The organism is Hymenobacter piscis, from assembly GCF_018760735.1.
GTDB classification, from domain to species: domain Bacteria; phylum Bacteroidota; class Bacteroidia; order Cytophagales; family Hymenobacteraceae; genus Hymenobacter; species Hymenobacter piscis.
The window spans coordinates 34240-52220 of sequence record NZ_JAHHZN010000012.1 but is presented as its reverse complement, the minus strand read 5'-3'; the positions used below and the strand labels follow the sequence as shown (position 1 = coordinate 52220).

Genomic DNA, 17981 nt, shown 5'->3' with positions numbered 1-17981 from the left:
CAGAACGAATCAAACCCAACCAGAACAAATCCGCTACCAGAACGAATCTGTGGCATCTGTGTCATCTGCAACATCTGTGATTCATGTTTACCGGCATCATTGAAACCCTCGGCACCATTACGGCGGTGCGCCGCGACGAAACCAACCTTCACTTCACCGTGCAGTCGGGCTTTGCCCAGGAGCTGAAAATCGACCAGAGCGTGGCCCACGACGGCGTGTGCCTGACGGTGGTAGCCGTCGACGGCCTGGCCGGCACCCACGTCGTCACGGCCATCGACGAGACCCTGCAAAAAACCAATCTGAGCCAATGGGCGCCCGGCCGCCGCGTGAACCTGGAGCGCTGCCTCGCGGCCAACGGCCGCTTCGACGGCCACATCGTGCAGGGCCACGTGGACCTGACGGCCACCTGCGAAGCCGTGGAGGACCAGCACGGCAGCTGGCTCTACCGCTTCCGCCACGAAGCCGGTCCCGGGCGCGTGACGGTGGAAAAGGGCTCCATCTGCATCAACGGCACCAGCCTCACCTGCTTCAACAGCACCGACGACGGCTTCTCCGTGGCCATCATCCCCTACACCTACGCGCACACCACCTTCCAGGACCTGCGCCCCGGCGACCGGGTGAACCTGGAGTTCGACATCGTGGGCAAGTACGTGGCCAAGCTGCTGGGCAAGTAGGGGCGCGTTGCCCGCGCCCGCCAGCGGAGGCGCAAGTACCAAGCGAAACTCAAACGCCTGTCGTACTTTCAGCGCCCTATGCGCTATCTGTTTCTGGTTTTACTGCTGCTGCCCCGGCCCGCTGCTGCCCAGCAGCCGGTGGAAACCATCCTGGCGGCGGAGGCGGCGGCCGGGCGGTTCAGCGGGGCGGCCCTGGTGGTGCAGCAGGGCCGGGTGGTGGCCCGCGCGGCCCACGGCCTGGCCGACCGGCCGGGAGCGGTGCCCATCACCGACAGCACCCGCTTCCCCATCGCCTCCCTGACCAAGACGCTGACGGCCCTGCTGGTGCTGCAATTCCAGGAGCAGGGCCGGCTGCAGCTCACGGACAAGGCCTCGGCCTACCTGCCCGACCTGCCGCCCGACTGCCGGAACATTACGCTGCGGGAGCTGCTGACCCACTACGCGGGCCTGCAAAACGAGCCCGGCCGGGCCTACGCCGCCCGGCTCTCTACGGCGGAGTTCGTGCGCACTTACGTGCGGCGGAAGGCGGCCGCAAAGGCGCCCGGTTTCCACTACAACAACGTCGATTACATCCTGCTGACCCGGGTGCTGGAGGTGGTGGGCGGCCGGCCGTACGCGGAGCTGCTGCGGGAAGGCCTTCTCGCGCCGCTGGGCCTGCGCAACACGGGCGTGCTCACCGGCCGCGGCGCGGTTCCGAACCTGGCTTACGGCTACCACAACTACAGCTTCGGGGAGGGCACCGGCCAGGAGCCTTTGCTGGCCGATACGCGGGAGCTTACGAATTACGCGGGGGCGGGGGCCGTGTATTCCACCGTGGCCGACCTGGCCCGCCTGGTGCAGGCCCTGCACGGGCACCGTCTGCTCCGGCCCCGGACCATGCGGCGGCTGGTAATCCGCCCTCAGCAGCCCGACTTTATCGACTACGCCCGCGGCCGCCCCACCATCGGCTTTTACTTCAACGACCACACGTTTTCCCGCCCGGTGCTGGAGCGCCGCGGCAGCATCGAGGGCTTCAACTCCCTGCTGCTTACTACGCCCGATTTCACCACCGCCGTCATCCTGCTCTGCAACACCGACACCGGCGACCTGGAAAAAATCGGGGATGCCGTGTTCAACGCCCTCCGGTAAGCGGGCGGTGAGCCTCGGCCGCAAAGAAGCTTTCCGCCGCCCGCAGGGCCGCCGTATCCCGGAGCACGTCGCCGGGACGGGAGCCGTTGCCGAGCAGGTAGCCGCCCCAGGGCAGGTGCAGGTAGGCGGCGCTGAGTTGCAATGTTTCGCGCAGGGGCCGGGCTTCTTCGGCGCTGCCACTGCTGGCCACTACGGCCCAACAGGTTTTGCCCCGCATGCGGGCCCGGAACTCCAGGCCGGGCGTGCGCAGCCAGGCGCTCCAGTAATCGAGGTAGCGTTTGGCCGGCCCCGAGAGGGTGTACCAGTACAGGGGCGTGACCAGCACGAGGTCGGTGGCCCACAGGGTGGCTTCGAGCAGAATCTGTTCGGGGCCGGTGGGGGTGGGGTAGGGTGCATCGTGGCGCCGGTCCACGAAGGGCGGCAGGTCGAAATCAGCCAGAAACAGCCATTGCTGCTCCGTGTCGGGGGGCAGCTGCCAGGCCGCGTGCCGGGCCAGCAGCTCGCTGTTGCCGGCGCGGCGGGTGCTGCCCAGCAGGAAGAGGAAGCGGCGGGGAGCAGTGAGCGGCATGGTATCGGAGAAAAAAGCTGTACCCTATCCGGCAGGATGGAAAAAATAGGGTACAATCTTGTACCTTATCGGAGTAATAAGTTTTCATAAGGTACAGATTCTCCGCTATGCCGCGTTCAGCTATTCGTTCCAACACCCTGCCGGCCCAGGTGCGCCGGTATTTCGGGCTGCCTCAGTGGGAGCTGGCGGCGTTTCTGGGCGTTAGTCCCGAGCTGGTAAAGCATATCGAAGCCGGCCGCCGCAGCCTCAGCAGTCCGGTGCTGCTGCGCCTCAACGAGCTGGCCCGCCTGTTGCCGGCTGAGCCGGAGCCCCCCGCTACGGTTGCGCCGGCCGGCCCGGGCGCGGTTTTTCCGGGCTGGCCCGAAGCCGCGCCCGTGCTGGCCCGCCTGGATGGGTGCCAGCATCAGGCCGCCCGCCACCGCCGTCAACTGGCCCGCCTGACGGCGGCCCTGGCCCTGGCCCGGCGCTGGGAGCAGGCCCTGCCCGGCTTGCAGGCCACTGCGCCGGCCCTTACCGATACATCGGCGGGGGCGGCCCGGCGGCGGCGGTGGCTGGCGGCCCGGGAGCAGCAAACCCGGGAGGCCCTGGGGCCCGCGGCGGCAGCCCGCTACCAGCTGCTACGGGTACGGATGGAGGCCCTGGAGGCGGAGGCCGCCGCGCTGCGGGCCCTGCTGCCGGCCCACGACTAAGCGGCCCCGGAACCGGAATGCGGCCCGGCGCGTAAGAAATCGGGTACCAACTGCTATAGAATTATGTCGAAACGCGAATTAATCGAGCCCAACGAGGGCGATAAGCGCTACATCCGCCGCGACGAAGACGGCAAAATCAAGGAGTCCGTCGACCTGAACCGGTCCCTGTCCCAGGACGACCGCCACAACGCCCGCACCACCAGCAAACCCGGCCACGGCGACGAGGGCGACGGCCACACCGGCAACCGCGAGCCGGCCGGGTAGAGGCCGGAGAATACACTTAAAAAGCCCGCCGTACCAATCGGAACAGCGGGCTTTTAAGTGCTTGATGAGTTAGCCGGGAGCTGGCGCAGCGTCAGGGGGAAAGTGCCTCCTGCCCGGCCGGCCACCAGCGGGCGGCCAGCCGCTCGTAGGCGGTGGCGCAGGCCCAGGCCGTAAGCGTGCCCAGCAGGGCCCCGGCCACTACGTCGGAAGTGTAGTGGGCAGCCAGGTAGATGCGGCTGTAGCTGACGACGGCGGCCCAGCCGAAGAACAGGGCCTTGGCCACCCGGAAGCGCCGGGGCAGCACCAGGGCCATGAATACGGCCAGGGCAAAGGCGTTGGCGGCGTGGGAAGAAATAAATCCGAACTGCCCGCCGCAGCCGTTGGCCAGGTTGAGGGTGGCCGAGAGGTCGGGGTCGTGGCAGGGGCGCAGGCGGGCGAAGTAGGGCTTGAAGAAGCGGCTCGACACAACGTCGGCCAAGCCTACGCTCAGCAGCAGCAGGGGCAGCAGCAGCCGGGCCCGCCGCCCATAATAGTAGGCCAGCACCACCAGAAGAACGAAGTAGGCCGGAAACCACCCGAAGCGCTCCGTGAAAAACACCATCCACGTATCCAGGGTGGGGGTGCGGTGGGCGTTGGCCGCCACCAGCAGCCAGCGGTCCAGGGCCTGGAGCTGCTCAACCACCGGCTGCGGGCTCAGCAGTGGGCGCCACCGTCTGCCCCAGCCAGTCGATGCCGGGACGCAGCCACTGCTGGGTGGCGGCTTCTTCCGAGCCGGGGGCGGGGGGCTGGTTGTAGTGCCATTCGCACTGGGGCGGCAGGCTCATGAGGATGCTCTCGGTGCGCCCCCCGGTTTCGAGGCCGAAGCGGGTGCCCCGGTCGATGGCCAGGTTGAACTCGGCGTAGCGGCCGCGGCGCACCAGCTGCCACTGCTTCTGGGCGGCGGAGTAGGGGCGGGCGGCGTTGTGGCGCATCAGGGCGCAGTAGGTGCGCCCGTACACCTCGGCCACGGCCCGCACGAAGGCGAACAGGCTCCCGGCGTCGGCCTCTTTGCCCACAATAAGCCGGTCGAAGAAGATGCCGCCCACCCCCCGGGTTTCTTGGCGGTGGGGGATGAAGAAGTATTCGTCGGCCCACTGCTTAAAGCGCGGGTAGTAGTCGGGGTGGTGCTGCTCACAGACCTGGGCAATCTGCTCGTGAAACCAGCGGGCCTGGGTTTCGTCCACGTAAATCGGGGTCAGGTCGAGGCCGCCGCCGAACCAGGCTTCCCCGTTGCCGGCCTCGAAGTAGCGCACGTTCATGTGCGAAATGGGCACCCAGGGGCTGCGCGGGTGCTGCACCACGCTCACGCCGGTGGCGAAGTAGTTCGGGTCGGGCATGAGCAGGACCCGGGCCGCGGCCTCGCTCATCTGGCCCGTGACGCCCGAAAAGTTCACCCCGCCCTTCTCGATAATGGTGCCCTCGGTGAGTACCCGGCTGCGGCCCCCGCCGCCGCCGTGGTGCTGCCAGGCATCCTCGCGGAAGCGGCCGGAGCCGTCGGTGGCCTCCAGCTCGGCGCAGAGCCAGTCCTGAAACTGGCGCATCCAGTCCTCCACGGTGTCGCGGAAACGGGGCTGGGTACGCGGGGCGGGAAACGGGGCGGCGGCGGGAGCGGGCAGAACAGACATCGGGGCAAAGGTAAAAAACAGCGGTGGGTTTCGGGGTAAGCCGAACGCCGGAAGTACAAACCGGCCCGGCAGCACGTCATTCCGAGCTTGCCGAGGAATCTTGCGTGCTGACGTTGCAATGGTAAACCCAAGTAATCCAACGTCAGCACGCGAGATTCCTCGGCAAGCTCGGAATGACGTGCTGCGAATGACGTGCTGTTCCCCATCCATTAAAGTAAAACCCGCCGGGATTCGTCCTGTTATGGGCACCTTCGCTTTCGCTCCTGCTCATGCTCAAAACTTTCGGCGCGGCCCCTTCGCGCGATACGCAACGGCGCTTTGCCACCCTGCCCAACTACGCCGACGGGCGCTTCGAGAACCCGGGGGGCGTCCGCTTCAGCCCCTCGGAGGCGCCCATGGGCCGGATGCTGCTCGACTTCCTGCGCAAGCCCGCCACCGTGACGCCCTCCCGGCCCGTGCCCACCGTCCGCACCGATTTGCGGGCCCCGGCCCCGGCCGCGCCCACCATTGTCTGGTTCGGGCACTCCTCGTATCTGATCCGGGCCGCCGGATTGAATATTCTGGTTGACCCCGTCTTCAGCGGGGCCGCCTCGCCTTTCGCCTTCGCCGTGAAAGCCTACCCCGGCGCCGATGCCTACGGGGTGGCCGACCTGCCGCCCATCGACGTGCTGGTGCTCACCCACGACCACTACGACCACCTCGACTACGCTACCATACTGGAGCTGCGCGGGAAAGTGAAGCGCGTGGTGATGCCCCTGGGCGTGGGCGCCCACCTGCGGGCCTGGCATTTCGACCCCGAGCTGCTGACGGAGCTCAACTGGCACGAGTCGGCGGAGCTGGCCCCGGACGTGCAGCTCACGGCTACGCCCGCCCAGCACATGTCGGGCCGCCTGGCCCAGCGCCAGACGCTGTGGGCCTCCTACGTGCTGGAGCTGCCCGGCGCGCGCCTGTTTCTGGGTGGCGACAGTGGCTACGGCCCCCACTTTGCCGCCATCGGGGAGCAGTACGGGCCCTTCGATCTGGCCCTGCTCGAAAACGGCCAGTACAACCTGCACTGGCACGCCATCCACACCCTGCCCGAGGAAACCCTGCAGGCCGCCCGGGACCTGGGTGCCGCCCTGCTGCTGCCGGTGCACTGGGCCAAATTCACGCTGGCCTACCACCCCTGGAACGAGCCCATCCAGCGCCTGCTCGCGGCCGCCGACGCGGCCGGGCAGCCCGTCACGGTGCCCCGCATCGGGGAGCCCTACACCCTGGGCCAGCCGGTGCTGCGGGAGGCGTGGTGGGCGTTTGACTGACCGGAGCCCTGGATTCGCGCCACGCCATTCGATGCCTGACCGATGTAGAGACGCGTATTCGCGTCTCATCGTTGAACGATGACGTTGTACCGATAGAGCGACGACGCGGCCCCGGTATCTATGCCGTCGTTTCGAAACAATGGACGACGCTGCCCCGATACCAGATGATAACGTTACAACGAAACCGTTCAACGACGAGACGCGAATACGCGTCTCTACAGCATTTAATTGCATGAAACACACTCGTCGCACTGTTTTCCGGACGCTTCTGGGTCTTGTCGTCATCTTGCTGCTGGCTGGGGCGGCGTTTGCGGGGCTGAGTCCGCAGTTCGGGGGCAAGCCCACCGCGGCCGAAAAGGCCCGCTTTGCCCGCACCGGCCGCTACGTGGACGGGGAGTTCCGGAACCTGATTCCGACCGAGCTGATGACCGGCAGCAGCTTGGCCACGGTGATGTGGGAGTTTCTGTTCAAGAAAACGCCCGGCAAGAACCCGCCCGGCCCGCTGCCCATGCGTTTGCTCGATTCGCTCAGCCTCGTCGGTCAGTCGCCCGGGCTGCTGCGCGTAACCTGGTTCGGGCACTCGGCCAGCCTGCTCGAAATCGGGGGGCACATGATTCTGATTGACCCCATGCTGAGCCAGGAGATGGGGCCGGTTTCGTGGCTGACGCCCAACCGCTACAATCCCCGCGTGCCCATTCGCACCGAGCAGCTGCCACCCATCGACGCGGTGCTCATTTCCCACGACCACTACGACCACCTCGACTACGAAACCATCACCAAGCTCAAGGGCAAAACGGGCCTGTTCTGCGTGCCCCTGGGCGTGGCGGCCCACCTGCGGGCCTGGGGCGTGGACACCGCCCGCATCCGGCAGCTCGACTGGCACGACTCGGTGCAGGTGGGGAATCTGACCATCCTCAGCACCCCGGCCCGGCACTTTTCGGGCCGGGGGCTCACCAACCGTAACGCCACGTCCTGGAGCTCCTGGGTGGTGAAAGCGCCCGGCCAGCGCGTGTTCTACAGCGGCGACGGGGGCTACGGCCCGCACTTCGCCGCCATCGGCCGCCGCCACGGCCCCTTCGACCTGGCCCTGATGGAATGCGGCCAGTACGACCCCCACTGGGCCGACATCCACATGCTGCCCGAACAGAGCGTGCAGGCCTCCCTCGACGTGCGGGCCCGGGTGATGCTGCCCGTGCACTGGGGCGCCTTCACGGAGGCCAACCACCCCTGGAACGGCTCCGTGCAACGCGCCTCGGCGGCGGCGGCCCGCCTCGGCCAGACCCTCACCACCCCCGAGCTGGGCCAGCCCGTGACCCTCGGCGCCGGCCCGCTTCCCCAGACCCGGTGGTGGGAAGCGGTGAGTGAGTGAGTGAGTGAGTGAGTGAGTGAGTGAGTGAGTGAGTGAGTGAGTGAGTGAGTGAGTGAGTGAGTGAGTGAGTGAGTGAGTGAGTGATTAGCACGTCATTCTGAGCGAAGGCGCAGCCGAAGTAGAAGAATCTCGCGTGCAATGGTAACTTCTTATAAAAGAATTACTTTGACACGCGAGATTCTTCGACTTCGGCTGCGCCTTCGCTCAGAATGACGTGCTGTTTTTCTGCTTCACCGTCTTCCGCAGCACCTGCAGCACCAGCGGCTCGGGGTGGCGGGGGGTGCCGAAGCGGGTGTCGGTGGGGAAGGCCACGGTTTCGGGGGTGCGCTGGTAGCCCAGGCGCTCATACCAGACCAGCAGCTCGTGGCGGACGGAAATGACGGTCATGCGCACGGCCGCGCAGCCTTGGGCGCGGGCGTAGTCCTCGGCGGCCTGCACCAGCCGCCGGCCGATGCCGCCGGCCTGGAGGGTGGGCTCCACGGAGAGCATGCCCAGGTACAGCTCCGGCCCCTGCACCTGCAGAAACACGCTGCCCACCAGCTCTTCATCCGCCGCGCGGCGGGCCAGCAGGAAGGTGGCGCCGGGCCGGCCGAGCTGCTCCAGCAGATCGGCCTCGTCGGTGCGCTGCCCGGCCAGCAGGCCCGATTCGGTGGTCCAGCCCTGCTCCGAGGCTTCGCCCCGGTAGGCGCGGTTCACGAGGCGGTTGAGGGCGGGCACGTCGGCGGCCGTGGCGGGGGCAAAGCGAAGCATGAGGGAAAATGGTGAGGTGGTGAAATAGTGAGTTGGCGTTCTGTAGGCGTGGCTTGCGCGGCTGGCAAACGGGCAAGCCCGGCGCAAGTTGGGCCGCCGAAACATCAAACTCACCATTTCACTATCTCACCATTTCACCTTTCGTAACTTCGCCCCAGCACCCAACCCCCGCCCATGACCCCCGAAACCGCGCCCGCCCCGCAAACCGACTTCTCCACCACCGTTCACCCCAGTTCCGAGATCCTGCGCCGCGCTTACCGCCTGCTGCGCACCGGCGATGAGCTGGCCCGCCTCTACGAAGACAATAAGGCCGTAACGGCCAAATACGTGCACGCCACGGCCCGGGGCCACGAGGCCATCCAATTGGCCGCCGCCGCCTGCCTCATGCCCCAGGACTACGCCGCGCCCTACTACCGCGACGACTCCCTGCTGCTGGGCATCGGCCTGACGCCCTACGAGCTCATGCTTCAGCTCATGGCCAAGCGCGACGACCCCTTTTCGGGCGGGCGCACCTACTACTCCCACCCCTCGCTGCGCCGGGCCGGGTTGCCCACCATTCCGCACCAGAGCTCGGCTACCGGCATGCAGGCCATTCCCGCCACCGGCGTCGCCCAGGGCCTCAAGTACCTGGAATCAATTAAGAATTCTGAGAACGGAGCTGAAGCAGATACATCGGAAAAATCGAACGATTCAATTCTTGATTCTTCCTTGTTAATTGTTAATTCGCCGCAGGCGTCACCTCTCGTGCTGTGTTCGATTGGCGACGGGGCCATGACCGAAGGGGAGGTGAGCGAGGCCCTGCAGATGGCCGTGCTGCACCAGCTGCCCATTATTTACCTGGTCCAGGACAACGACTGGGGCATTTCGGCCACCGGCCGGGAGATGCGCACCATGAACGCCTACGAGTTTGCCGCCGGCTTCAAGGGCCTGCACCGCCTGCAAACCGACGGGGCCGATTTCCTGGCCAGCTACGCAACCATGCAGGAGGCCGCCGACTACGTGCGCGCCCGCCGCGGGCCGGTGCTGGTGCACGCTAAATGCCCCCTGCTGGGCCACCACACCAGCGGCGTGCGCCGCGAGTGGTACCGCGGCGACGACCTCGCCCAGCATGCCCAGCAGGACCCGCTGCCCCGCTTCCATGAGCAGCTGCTGAGCCTGGGCTTCGCCGAAGCCGAGCTCCAGGAGCTGGCCGACCAGGCCCGCGCCACCGTGCTGGCTGACTACGAGCGCGCCCTGGCCGCCCCCAATCCCGACCCGGCCACCTTCCAGGACCACGAATTCGCGCCCCCGGCCGTGACCGAGGAAACCGGCGAGCGAACCCCCGCCGGCGCCGATAAGGCCCTGATGGTGGACGCGGCCCTGCACGCCGTCGACGACATTCTGCGCGAGTTTCCCGAGGCCCTGTTCTACGGCCAGGACGTAGGCGGGGAGCTGGGCGGGGTGTTCCGCGAGGCCGCTTTGCTGGCCAAAAAGTACGGCGACACCCGCGTCTTTAACACGCCCATTCAGGAGGCCTACATCATCGGCAGCACGGCCGGCATGAGCGCCGTGGGGGCCAAGCCCATCGTCGAAATTCAGTTTGCCGACTACATCTGGCCCGGCCTCAACCAGCTGGTGGAGGAGCTCAGCAAATCCTGCTACCTGAGCAACGGGCAGTTCCCGGTTCAGAGCCTGATCCGGGTGCCCATCGGGGCTTACGGCGGGGGCGGGCCCTACCATTCGGGCTCCATCGAAAGCACCCTGCTCACCATCCGGGGCATCAAGGTGGTGTACCCCAGCAACGCGGCCGACATGAAGGGCCTGCTGCGCGCCGCCTTCCTCGACCCCAACCCCGTGGTGCTGCTCGAACACAAGGGCCTGTACTGGAGCAAGGTGCCCGGCACCGAGGACGCCAAAACCACCGAGCCCGCCGCCGGCTACGTCATTCCGCTGGGCAAAGCCAACGTTTTTCAGGAGGCCGACGCCCGGAAGCTGGCTAACGGCGAAACCTGTGTGGTCATCACCTACGGCATGGGCGTACACTGGGCCCGCACGGCCAGCCGGCAGTTCCCCGGCCAGGTCGAAATCCTGGATTTGCGCACCCTCAACCCCCTCGACTGGGCCGCCGTGCAGGCCGCGGTGCGCCGTCACGGCAAGGCCCTGGTGCTCACCGAGGAGCCGCTCATGAACTCCTTCGCCGAGAGCCTGGCCGGCCGCATCCAGCGCCACTGCTTCCAGCAGCTCGATGCGCCCGTGTTTACCCTCGGCGCCGCCAACCTGCCCGCCATTGCCCTCAACGTGGAGCTGGAAAAGCAGATGCTGCCCAACCCCGATAAGGTAGCCACCGCCCTCGGCGAGCTGCTCGGGTACTAACGCCCCGCCGGCTCCCGGCTCAATTGTCGGCCAGCACTCGTTCGCGTCCCTGCTCACGAACACTGACTACGCCACAAAAAAGGCCTTCCGTACGGAAGGCCTTTTTTGTGGCGTGGCAAACGGTGGCGCACTTATTCCTTCACCAGTTTCACGGTTTGATGCCCATCGGGGCCGCTGAGGCGCACTAGATAGAACCCCTTCGCCAGCGCCTGGGTCCGGAGCGGATTCAGCGTGCCGCCGGTGGCCGTCAGTTCGGCGACAATTCGACCGTCGGCAGCCAGGATAGTGACCTGATAGGGGCCGGCCGGCAGCAGCGTGAGGTCGAGGGTGGCGGCGCCCGGCGTGGGGTTGGGGTACAACCGGATCATGCCCGATTGAGGCGGGCCGTCGAAGGCCACCGTCCGGATGCCGGAATAAGTGAACTGGCCATCGGTATCGTTCTGGCGCAGGCGGTAGTAGCGGATTCCGGCCCGGGCGCCGGCCTGGCGGTCGAGGTAGCGGTAGTTGGTGGGCTGGGCGCTGGTGCCGCGGCCGGGGAGGGTGGCCACGGTTTCAAACGTTATCCCGTTGGAGGAGCGCTCTATCCCGAAGCCGGCGTTATTGACTTCCTGAGCCGTATTCCAGGTGAGCAGGGCGTCGCGGCCGCTGGCCTGGGCCCGGAAATCTACCAGCGTTACGGGCAACGGGGCCGCCACCGACCGGAACAGGGCTTCGGTATTGCTGGCATTCATTGGCAGCAGGGAAGGCTGACCGCCAAACGCTGGGTCGTGCAGGTCCACCAGGCCGTTAAAGTTGTCGTCGTGATAATAGGGGCTGTCCGGGTCGGCAAAGTTCGGGGTGCCGTCCTCGTCGCTGTCCAGCAGAAAGGCCGGCGGGGTAGTTGCGCCGTTGGCCGCCAACTCGTAATAGTTGGCTTTGGCGGGGTTTGCCAGGGCAAAAGCATTGGCTTTGCTTTGCATTTCCTGGCTAATGGCGCCATCGTTATCCGTATCGAAGCCTTCAGTCCAGTCGCTTATCTGCTGGTAGGCCGGCTGGCCGGTATGGCTGGCATTGTCGCCATCGGAGTCGGCATCGAACATATCCGGCAGGGCGGAGCCGCCGGAGTTAACCGGGCTGCCCATGGCCGTGCCGCCCGCGCCCGGGTCGTAGGTGTCGCGCAGGCCATTGTTGTTGGCATCGGTGCTGAAGTTGGCCTGCCCTTTCCGGGTAGTGTAACTGGCCGTCGTCTGGGCCTCTACCTCGTCCGTGATGCCGTCATTATCGGAATCGACGTCGAGAAAGTTGTAGTTGCGCACCGTTTGGGAGCCGGCCGTCCGCAGGTCGTTGTCGTTGTCGGAGAGGGCGTAGCGGCTGCTGTTCGTTTCGGTGTTGCCATTGCCGGAACGGTCTTCCACGGCATTGGGCAAGCCATTGGTGCCCACCACACCCACGAACTTGCTCAGGCTAGGGTTGTATTCGCTCGGGTTAGGGTTATTGATATTACGCCGCCACGTGGGATTGACGTGGTTGTTGGCCTCGAAGGCATCGGGCAGGCCGTCGCCGTCAGCGTCCAGGTCAAAGCTGTTGGGCAGGCCGTCGAGGTCGAGGTCAAAAAGGTCATTGATGCCATCGGCGTTCAGGTCACGGAAGGCTCCGAGTACCGGATGCACGTAGGCCGCATCCAGGTACACGAGCACGCCGTTGCCGTTGCTGGCGGGTACGCCGCCGGCTGTTTGCGTCTGGGGGTTGAGTCCGAACATTTCGGTTTCGTCAAGGATACCATCATTATCGTCGTCGATATCGTCCTTGTCGGCAATACCGTCGTTATCGAAGTCACAGTTGAAATCGAAGGTGTACACCTGCTCGGCGGCGGCCGAAATAAAGCCGTAGGTCCAGGTATTAAGCGTGTAGTTGTCGCCGCCCTGGTTCGTGTTGGCCCCCGTCCAGCGGTGGACGCCCAGCTCGGAAACAACGCCGTCGGGGCGGTAATTGCGGGAATCGGGCGCGGCGGGCGTGGCGGAGAAACGGTTGGTGGGCAGGTTGCGGTCGTCCCAGTAGAGGCGGTCGAAGAAGCGGTTATTGCCCTGGGAAGGCCGCACGTTCTGCACCCGCAGGCCATCGGTGTTGCCTTCCACGTCGAAGAGCGGGAAGTTAACCGGAGCCCCGTTGCTGACGAAGGTCAGGCGCAGGGTAGTGCCGGCGGCCACGGCCCGGCCCGCGTTATCGAGTCCGTTCCAGTACACGGTGGCCGGCACGTTGGCATTTACCGTTTGCTCAATCACCACGTCGTCGCCATCCTGCACGCCGTTGTTATTAATGTCGATGAGGACGGAAGTGGAGCCGGCTTCCTCGCTGATAGTGGTGAAAGCGGCGGCCCCGCGGCCGGTAATCGGGTTGCAGAACGGCTGTACGGTACGGCTGAATACGGGCAGCGGGGCGCTGGGCCAGATGGCCGGGTCAGGGTCGTTCACGAAGTTATCGTACTGGGGGTAAGTTTGCTCGCTGGTCTGGCTTTTGCGTGCGTCCGCGAAGGTGCCGGTGCGACTGGTGCCGTTGGCATTGGTCACGAAGTAGAAGGCGTAGGGGTTCATGCCGGCCAGTTCCACGGCCTTCACGTAGTAGCGGCCGGGCTGCCGCACGCTTTCCACCAGCGGGTAGAGGCTGAAGGTGGCCGACAGGCGGTTGCCGAAGGCGCCGGTAGTGAACGACCAGAACTTGCTGCGCAGGCGCCCCTTCACCTCCTGGCCCGAGGCGTCGGCGGTGGTGCGCACCGTGAAGTCCCAGAGGTCGTACTGGGATACCTTCTGGGTCTGGCTCATGGTGGCCTCGCCCTGCTGGGTGAACTCCACCCAGAAGTCCCGGTCGGTGCCGGTGGTGTTGGTGTAGGTCAGCGGGTTATAGCCGGTGGTGGCCGACGCCGTGCCCGCAATGCGCGGCCCGGCCTGCACCTGGGCGGCATCGTCGATAACGCCGGGGCCGGCGGCCAGCAAGGAGCGGCGGGTGTTGCCAGTGGCCGTGCTGTAGTTGAGCGTGCTGGTGGCCGCCGGGGTTTCCGTGCCGTTGTTGTCGTACTTGAGCGTGAGAATGAGGTTGTTCTGGTTGCCGCTACCTACTTCGCTGGCCATCCGGTGTACGCCGTAGAAGAGGGTTTCGCCTGCCTTCAGGCGCACCAGCAGCCGGTAATCGGTGCTGAAGGGCCGGCTCGAACCGCCGCTCCAGGAACTGGGCTTCAAAAACCCCTGCGACTGGTACTGGCCGCTTACAATGTTATTGAAATCGTGGGTCAGGTAGCCGGCCCGGGTGTTTGCCGTGGAGGTCAGGTTGGTAGGGGTGCCAGCGGTGTTGGGGGTGAGTTCCCGGGAGCCTTCGGCCCGGGCCAGACTAACGGGCAGGCACAGGAAGCCCGCCGCCAGCAGGCGTAAAAATGTAAGCATATTGTAAGGGGTAAGGTGGAGAGGACGCGGGTGGACAAGGAACTGCCGGAAGCAGTATTCCCAAATCGGCACAAAGAGCCGAAGCAGAGCTAACCAGAACGGCAGCTGAAAGGAGTTTAATACCTCCTGATCAGCCTAAAATCACGTAGGTGAGGAGTATGCACGAACAAATATATTAGCAATATTGATAAATACTATAAAAATACCGCTAAAGGTGTTGGAAAGCGCGTGATTGGGCTGCCTGCTACAGACTGAAAAAACCTTTTATCCCCATGGCGTTCTGATGTAAAAAGAAGCGGCTAGCCCAGGCTAGCCGCTTCCGTTCTACTTAGTAGAGGATTAATTCCCGTTTTTAGAAAGGGTAGCCAATGCCCAGGTTGAAGGCCGTCTGGTCTTCGCGGAAGCTGAACCGGCGGATGGCCCACTTGCTGCCCGGGGCAGTGGGGTCGTAGACCTTGGTGGCCACGTCGAGGCGCAGAATCAGGAAGGTGAAGTCGAAGCGGAAACCGAAGCCGGAGCCCACCGCCAATTGCCGGTAAAACTCACGCAGCTGGAACTGGGCCCCCGGCTGCTGCGGATTGGCGCGCAGCGTCCAGACGTTGCCGAAGTCAGTGAACAGGGCGCCTTTGATAAAGCTGTAGAGCGGGAAGCGGTACTCCACGTTGCCCTCCAGCAGCACTTCGCCGGGCTGCTCCAGGTTGTAGTCGCGCACCAGATTCCCGTTCTCGTCGCGCAGAAACTCGGCCGGATTGGCGGGGTCGTAGCGGTACTGGGTGTAGGAGCCCAGGCCCAGGCGGCGCGGTTTCCAGGCCCGCACGCTGGAACTGCCACCCGCAAACAGGTACTTGTCGTAGGGCACGAGGTAGGCCGTTTCGGTGGTGCGGGCGCCGTTTTCGCTCACCGACGTGATATCGGTGCGCGACAGGGCCGTGGCCAGGCCGCCGGCCAGGCGGTACACCAGGTAGGTCTGGGGCGTGAGCTTGTAGTAGCGCCGGTAGTCGGCCGTGAGCTTGGCGAAGTCGTAGATTTTGAGCTTGTTTCTCCTCAGGTCGTCGGTATAGCTGATCAGGGGCTGCTGCTGCACGAGCTGCCGGCCCAGGCCGCCCACTTCGGCAAACAGGCGCAGGTACTTGGCGTCGCGGGTTTGGTTGAAGTCGTTGGAGTTGAAAAGCGAGGTGGCGTTAAAGCTGGGAATGAACAGGTTATCGAAGCTGCGGTAGAGCGGGGAACCCTGGCGGAAGCGCAGGGCCTGGAGAGTGGAATCGAAGCGGGGGCTCAGGTCGGCGGTGCGGATGACGCTCAGGTCGAAGGGCGTGAACACGTACTGGTGAAAGGCCGAGCGCTGCCAGAGGTAGTCGAACGTGCCTTCGGCGTTGGTGCGGGTGTAGTCGGGGCGCCGCACGTAGGTATAGGAGGCGTTGAGGCGGGTGCGCGGGTTGTACTGGGCAAAGTAGCGGTTGGGCCGCCAGGGCACCAGAAACTGGGGCAGCACCAGGTTCACGTTGGCCCCGAGCTGGGTAGTAAGCTGGCTGTTGAGGGCGGCGGTGTTCTCCGCATTGTTGTTGCCGGTAATGTCGTACTGGCCCTCGAAGCCGGCCCGCACCCCAAATTCGAGCAGCTCGGCCCCGCCGAAGACGTTGCGCACCTTCAGGCGCAGGTTGGCGAAGGGCCCCACCAGTTGGGCCACGTAGGTACCGCCGCCCTCCACCGTCTCCTGGAATTTCTTGGCCGGCGAGGCGTTGATGGTGGCATCGAGCAGGCCCCGGGCCGAGTCCAGGGGCGCTTCGGGCCCGCGCACGCGCCGGTAGGTAACGGTACTGAAGCGGAACATGTCCAGGGCCGCCAGCTGGCGCTGGGTGAGCTGGGTGTTGCTGAGGCTGTACGGCTGGCCGGGGCGCACTTCCAGCTTGCGGTCCAGGGTTTTGGGGGCGAACCGGTGCTGGTAGGCCAGGTAAAACACCGAGTCGCGCACCAGCGTGTCGCGCTGGCGCCCGAAGCGTACGAGGCCGGCGTCGGTGATGAAGTTGACGTGGCGGATGGTATAGAGCCGGTGCTGGTTGCCGCGGGGCGGGTCGGCAATGAGCGTGCGCAGGCGCACGGTGGCGGGGGCGAAGCTGGTATCGGCCTCCAGGGTGATGTACTGCTGGCGGAAATCGTAGAAACCCTGGTTTTTGAGCAGGTTCTCCAGGCGGGCCCGCTCGTTGCCGATGACTTCCTCGTCGTACTGGTCGCCCACGTGCAGCAGGCTCCGGGGCTGGCTGGCCAGCACCCGCCGGGCCACGGTGGTATCGGCAATGTCGTAGTCGAGCTGGGCATAGTGGAACGCCGGCCCCTCCTGAATGCGGTAAGTAACCGTGACGCGCTGGGAATCAGTGTGGAAGGGCGACTGCAGGGCCAAGACGCGCAGGGGCGCAAACCGGCTCGTGGGCACCGTGTCGGTGGCCGTCACGGTGCTGCGGAAAAACCCCTTCGACTTAAGAAAAATGCCCAGCTGCTGCACCGAGCTGGCGGTCAGGGCCGAGTCGTAGATGACCGGGGGCTCGCCCAGGCGCATGATGGCGTTGCCCTTGTCGAGGGCCAGCTGGTGGCGGCGCACGTGCCGCTCGCGCTTGGTGAGCAGCTTGCCCACCCGGGAGGAGTCGGTGCCGGCGGCCTTGATGAGCTGGTTGTAGCGGGCGCGGTCTTCCTCCAGCTTACGCCGGATCTTCTCCTCGTTATAAAAAGAGCGTCCTAGCTGGTAGATGGCTACCTTTGGGAGCGGGAAGGTGCTGTTGGGCGTCTGCTGCACCAGCGTCTGCAGGCGCTCGGCATCGGCTTTGTCCTCGCCCTCAATCCGGACCTGGCTCAGCAGCCGCTGACCGGGCCGGAGCAGGCGCAGGGGCGAGCAGCCGCCCAGGCCGCCGGCCAGCAGCAGGCCGCCCAGGGCCACCCGCACCGTTAATTTACCTGAAAAAAGGCCCGGCAAGGGCTGGCCGTTTGTCTGCGAATATGGTTTCAAAAGCAGTAGCGAAATACGTGCACGCGCTGCACCTGAAAAAGTACCGTCTCCGGCACGGAGCATTCCTGGTTGAAGGCGGCAAGAGCGTGCGGGAGCTGCTAAGTTCCGGGATTCTAACGGAACGGCTGATAGTCACGGCTGAATTCGCCGGCAAATTTGCGGCGGAGCTGCCGCCGGGCGTGCCGGTGGAGGTGGTCACGGAGGAGGAACTCACCCGCCTGAGCACCCTGAGCACCAACAACACGGCCCTGGCCGTGGCCCGCCTGCCCGCCGAAATCCCGCTCCAACCCGCCCCCAACCAGCTGCTGCTGGCCCTCGACGAAGTGCGCGACCCCGGCAACGTGGGCACCCTCATCCGGCTGGCCGACTGGTACGGGCTGGCCGGGGTGGTCTGCTCCGAAACCTGCGCCGACCCCTGGGCGCCCAAAACGGTGGCCGCCACCATGGGCTCCTTCACCCGGGTTCCCGTCTGGCAGCGCCCCCTGCCCGCGTGGCTGGCCGCCCTGCCCGCCGGCCTGCCCGTGTACGGGGCCGACCTGCACGGCGACAACGTGCACCGTCTGCGCCTGCGCCCCCACGGCGTGCTGGTGATGGGCTCCGAAAGCCACGGCCTCACGCCGCCCGTGGAAGCCTGCCTCACCCAGCGCCTGCACATCCCCGGCCGGGGCCAGGCCGAAAGCCTCAACGTGGCCGTTTCGGCGGCCATTCTGCTGGATAATTTCTACCGGAACGAGTAGGGAGGTGGTGAAATAGTGAGCTAGTGAAATGGTGAGTTGATGTTCAAAGGCCCTAACCGCGCCACTTGCGCTAACAG

At 65.6% G+C, this 17981-nt stretch carries 14 protein-coding genes; 8 read left to right on the top strand and 6 right to left on the bottom strand.

Going from position 1 to position 17981, the window contains the following annotated elements; translation table 11 throughout:
* The first annotated feature begins 83 nt into the window (after positions 1 to 83).
* The gene (locus tag KLP40_RS13530) at positions 84 to 674 is read left to right on the top strand and encodes a riboflavin synthase (RefSeq protein WP_215594345.1); all 591 of its coding nucleotides are present in this window, start codon (positions 84 to 86) and stop codon (positions 672 to 674) included.
* A gap of 78 nt (positions 675 to 752) precedes the next feature.
* Positions 753 to 1802: a serine hydrolase domain-containing protein gene (locus KLP40_RS13525; protein WP_215594344.1), complete on the top strand. Its 1050-nt coding sequence runs from the start codon at positions 753 to 755 to the stop codon at positions 1800 to 1802.
* Here KLP40_RS13525 and KLP40_RS13520 read toward each other — a convergent pair.
* A complete protein-coding gene (locus tag KLP40_RS13520) occupies positions 1786 to 2370 on the bottom strand; it encodes a flavodoxin family protein (RefSeq protein ID WP_215594343.1) in 585 nt (194 codons plus the stop codon). The two genes, KLP40_RS13525 and KLP40_RS13520, sit on opposite strands and share 17 nt — an antisense overlap.
* A 107-nt stretch (positions 2371 to 2477) precedes the next feature.
* Here KLP40_RS13520 and KLP40_RS13515 point away from each other — a divergent pair, with 107 nt between their 5' ends.
* Together KLP40_RS13515 and KLP40_RS13510 are read left to right on the top strand one after the other, a co-directional pair.
* Entirely contained in the window at positions 2478 to 3059 is a 582-nt protein-coding gene (locus tag KLP40_RS13515; RefSeq protein WP_215594342.1) for a hypothetical protein, read from the top strand.
* Positions 3060 to 3122: 63 nt separating this feature from the next.
* Complete coding sequence (locus KLP40_RS13510; RefSeq protein WP_215594341.1) at positions 3123 to 3323, top strand: hypothetical protein; 201 nt, start codon at positions 3123 to 3125, stop codon at positions 3321 to 3323.
* A gap of 91 nt (positions 3324 to 3414) precedes the next feature.
* Here the strand turns inward: KLP40_RS13510 and KLP40_RS13505 are convergent, their stop codons facing one another.
* Both KLP40_RS13505 and hemF read right to left on the bottom strand, forming a co-directional pair.
* Positions 3415 to 4005, bottom strand: coding sequence for a phosphatase PAP2 family protein (locus tag KLP40_RS13505; protein WP_215594339.1), 591 nt, complete (start codon positions 4003 to 4005; stop codon positions 3415 to 3417).
* Entirely contained in the window at positions 3998 to 4987 is a 990-nt protein-coding gene (hemF, locus tag KLP40_RS13500) for an oxygen-dependent coproporphyrinogen oxidase (protein ID WP_215594337.1), read from the bottom strand. Before hemF ends, KLP40_RS13505 begins: the two co-directional genes overlap by 8 nt.
* A 269-nt stretch (positions 4988 to 5256) precedes the next feature.
* Between hemF and KLP40_RS13495 the strand changes: the two genes are divergently transcribed.
* Entirely contained in the window at positions 5257 to 6285 is a 1029-nt protein-coding gene (locus KLP40_RS13495; RefSeq protein WP_215594336.1) for an MBL fold metallo-hydrolase, read from the top strand.
* 232 nt (positions 6286 to 6517) lie between these two features.
* Positions 6518 to 7654: an MBL fold metallo-hydrolase gene (locus KLP40_RS13490; RefSeq protein ID WP_215594335.1), complete on the top strand. Its 1137-nt coding sequence runs from the start codon at positions 6518 to 6520 to the stop codon at positions 7652 to 7654.
* A gap of 204 nt (positions 7655 to 7858) precedes the next feature.
* Here the strand turns inward: KLP40_RS13490 and KLP40_RS13485 are convergent, their stop codons facing one another.
* The gene (locus KLP40_RS13485; RefSeq protein WP_215594334.1) at positions 7859 to 8404 is read right to left on the bottom strand and encodes a GNAT family N-acetyltransferase; all 546 of its coding nucleotides are present in this window, start codon (positions 8402 to 8404) and stop codon (positions 7859 to 7861) included.
* A gap of 174 nt (positions 8405 to 8578) precedes the next feature.
* Here KLP40_RS13485 and KLP40_RS13480 point away from each other — a divergent pair, with 174 nt between their 5' ends.
* Positions 8579 to 10756 carry an alpha-ketoacid dehydrogenase subunit alpha/beta gene (locus KLP40_RS13480; RefSeq protein ID WP_215594333.1) on the top strand — a complete coding sequence of 726 codons (2178 nt, stop codon included), beginning with the start codon at positions 8579 to 8581 and terminating at the stop codon, positions 10754 to 10756.
* Between the two features lie 131 nt (positions 10757 to 10887).
* On the opposite strand, the gene KLP40_RS13475 is transcribed toward KLP40_RS13480, so the two are convergent.
* Both KLP40_RS13475 and tamL read right to left on the bottom strand, forming a co-directional pair.
* Positions 10888 to 14169 (bottom strand): T9SS type A sorting domain-containing protein, encoded by a 3282-nt coding sequence (locus tag KLP40_RS13475; protein WP_215594332.1) that lies wholly within the window; start codon positions 14167 to 14169, stop codon positions 10888 to 10890.
* Between the two features lie 352 nt (positions 14170 to 14521).
* The gene (gene tamL / locus KLP40_RS13470; RefSeq protein ID WP_215594330.1) at positions 14522 to 17167 is read right to left on the bottom strand and encodes a translocation and assembly module lipoprotein TamL; all 2646 of its coding nucleotides are present in this window, start codon (positions 17165 to 17167) and stop codon (positions 14522 to 14524) included.
* On the opposite strand from tamL, the gene KLP40_RS13465 reads away from it, so the two are divergent.
* Positions 17158 to 17904, top strand: coding sequence for an RNA methyltransferase (locus tag KLP40_RS13465; protein ID WP_215594329.1), 747 nt, complete (start codon positions 17158 to 17160; stop codon positions 17902 to 17904). The two genes, tamL and KLP40_RS13465, sit on opposite strands and share 10 nt — an antisense overlap.
* Positions 17905 to 17981: the final 77 nt, after the last annotated feature.

What these genes read in the sequence shown, in the direction of transcription:
- KLP40_RS13520 (WP_215594343.1), bottom strand. Translation starts at nt 2,370, where the DNA reads ATGCCGCTCACTGCTCCCCGCCGCTTCCTCTTCCTGCTGGGCAGCACC.
- KLP40_RS13485 (WP_215594334.1), bottom strand. Translation starts at nt 8,404, where the DNA reads ATGCTTCGCTTTGCCCCCGCCACGGCCGCCGACGTGCCCGCCCTCAAC.
- KLP40_RS13495 (WP_215594336.1), top strand. Translation starts at nt 5,257, where the DNA reads ATGCTCAAAACTTTCGGCGCGGCCCCTTCGCGCGATACGCAACGGCGC.
- KLP40_RS13465 (WP_215594329.1), top strand. Translation starts at nt 17,158, where the DNA reads ATGGTTTCAAAAGCAGTAGCGAAATACGTGCACGCGCTGCACCTGAAA.
- KLP40_RS13475 (WP_215594332.1), bottom strand. Translation starts at nt 14,169, where the DNA reads ATGCTTACATTTTTACGCCTGCTGGCGGCGGGCTTCCTGTGCCTGCCC.
- KLP40_RS13525 (WP_215594344.1), top strand. Translation starts at nt 753, where the DNA reads ATGCGCTATCTGTTTCTGGTTTTACTGCTGCTGCCCCGGCCCGCTGCT.
- KLP40_RS13510 (WP_215594341.1), top strand. Translation starts at nt 3,123, where the DNA reads ATGTCGAAACGCGAATTAATCGAGCCCAACGAGGGCGATAAGCGCTAC.
- KLP40_RS13480 (WP_215594333.1), top strand. Translation starts at nt 8,579, where the DNA reads ATGACCCCCGAAACCGCGCCCGCCCCGCAAACCGACTTCTCCACCACC.
- KLP40_RS13490 (WP_215594335.1), top strand. Translation starts at nt 6,518, where the DNA reads ATGAAACACACTCGTCGCACTGTTTTCCGGACGCTTCTGGGTCTTGTC.
- hemF (WP_215594337.1), bottom strand. Translation starts at nt 4,987, where the DNA reads ATGTCTGTTCTGCCCGCTCCCGCCGCCGCCCCGTTTCCCGCCCCGCGT.
- KLP40_RS13515 (WP_215594342.1), top strand. Translation starts at nt 2,478, where the DNA reads ATGCCGCGTTCAGCTATTCGTTCCAACACCCTGCCGGCCCAGGTGCGC.
- KLP40_RS13530 (WP_215594345.1), top strand. Translation starts at nt 84, where the DNA reads ATGTTTACCGGCATCATTGAAACCCTCGGCACCATTACGGCGGTGCGC.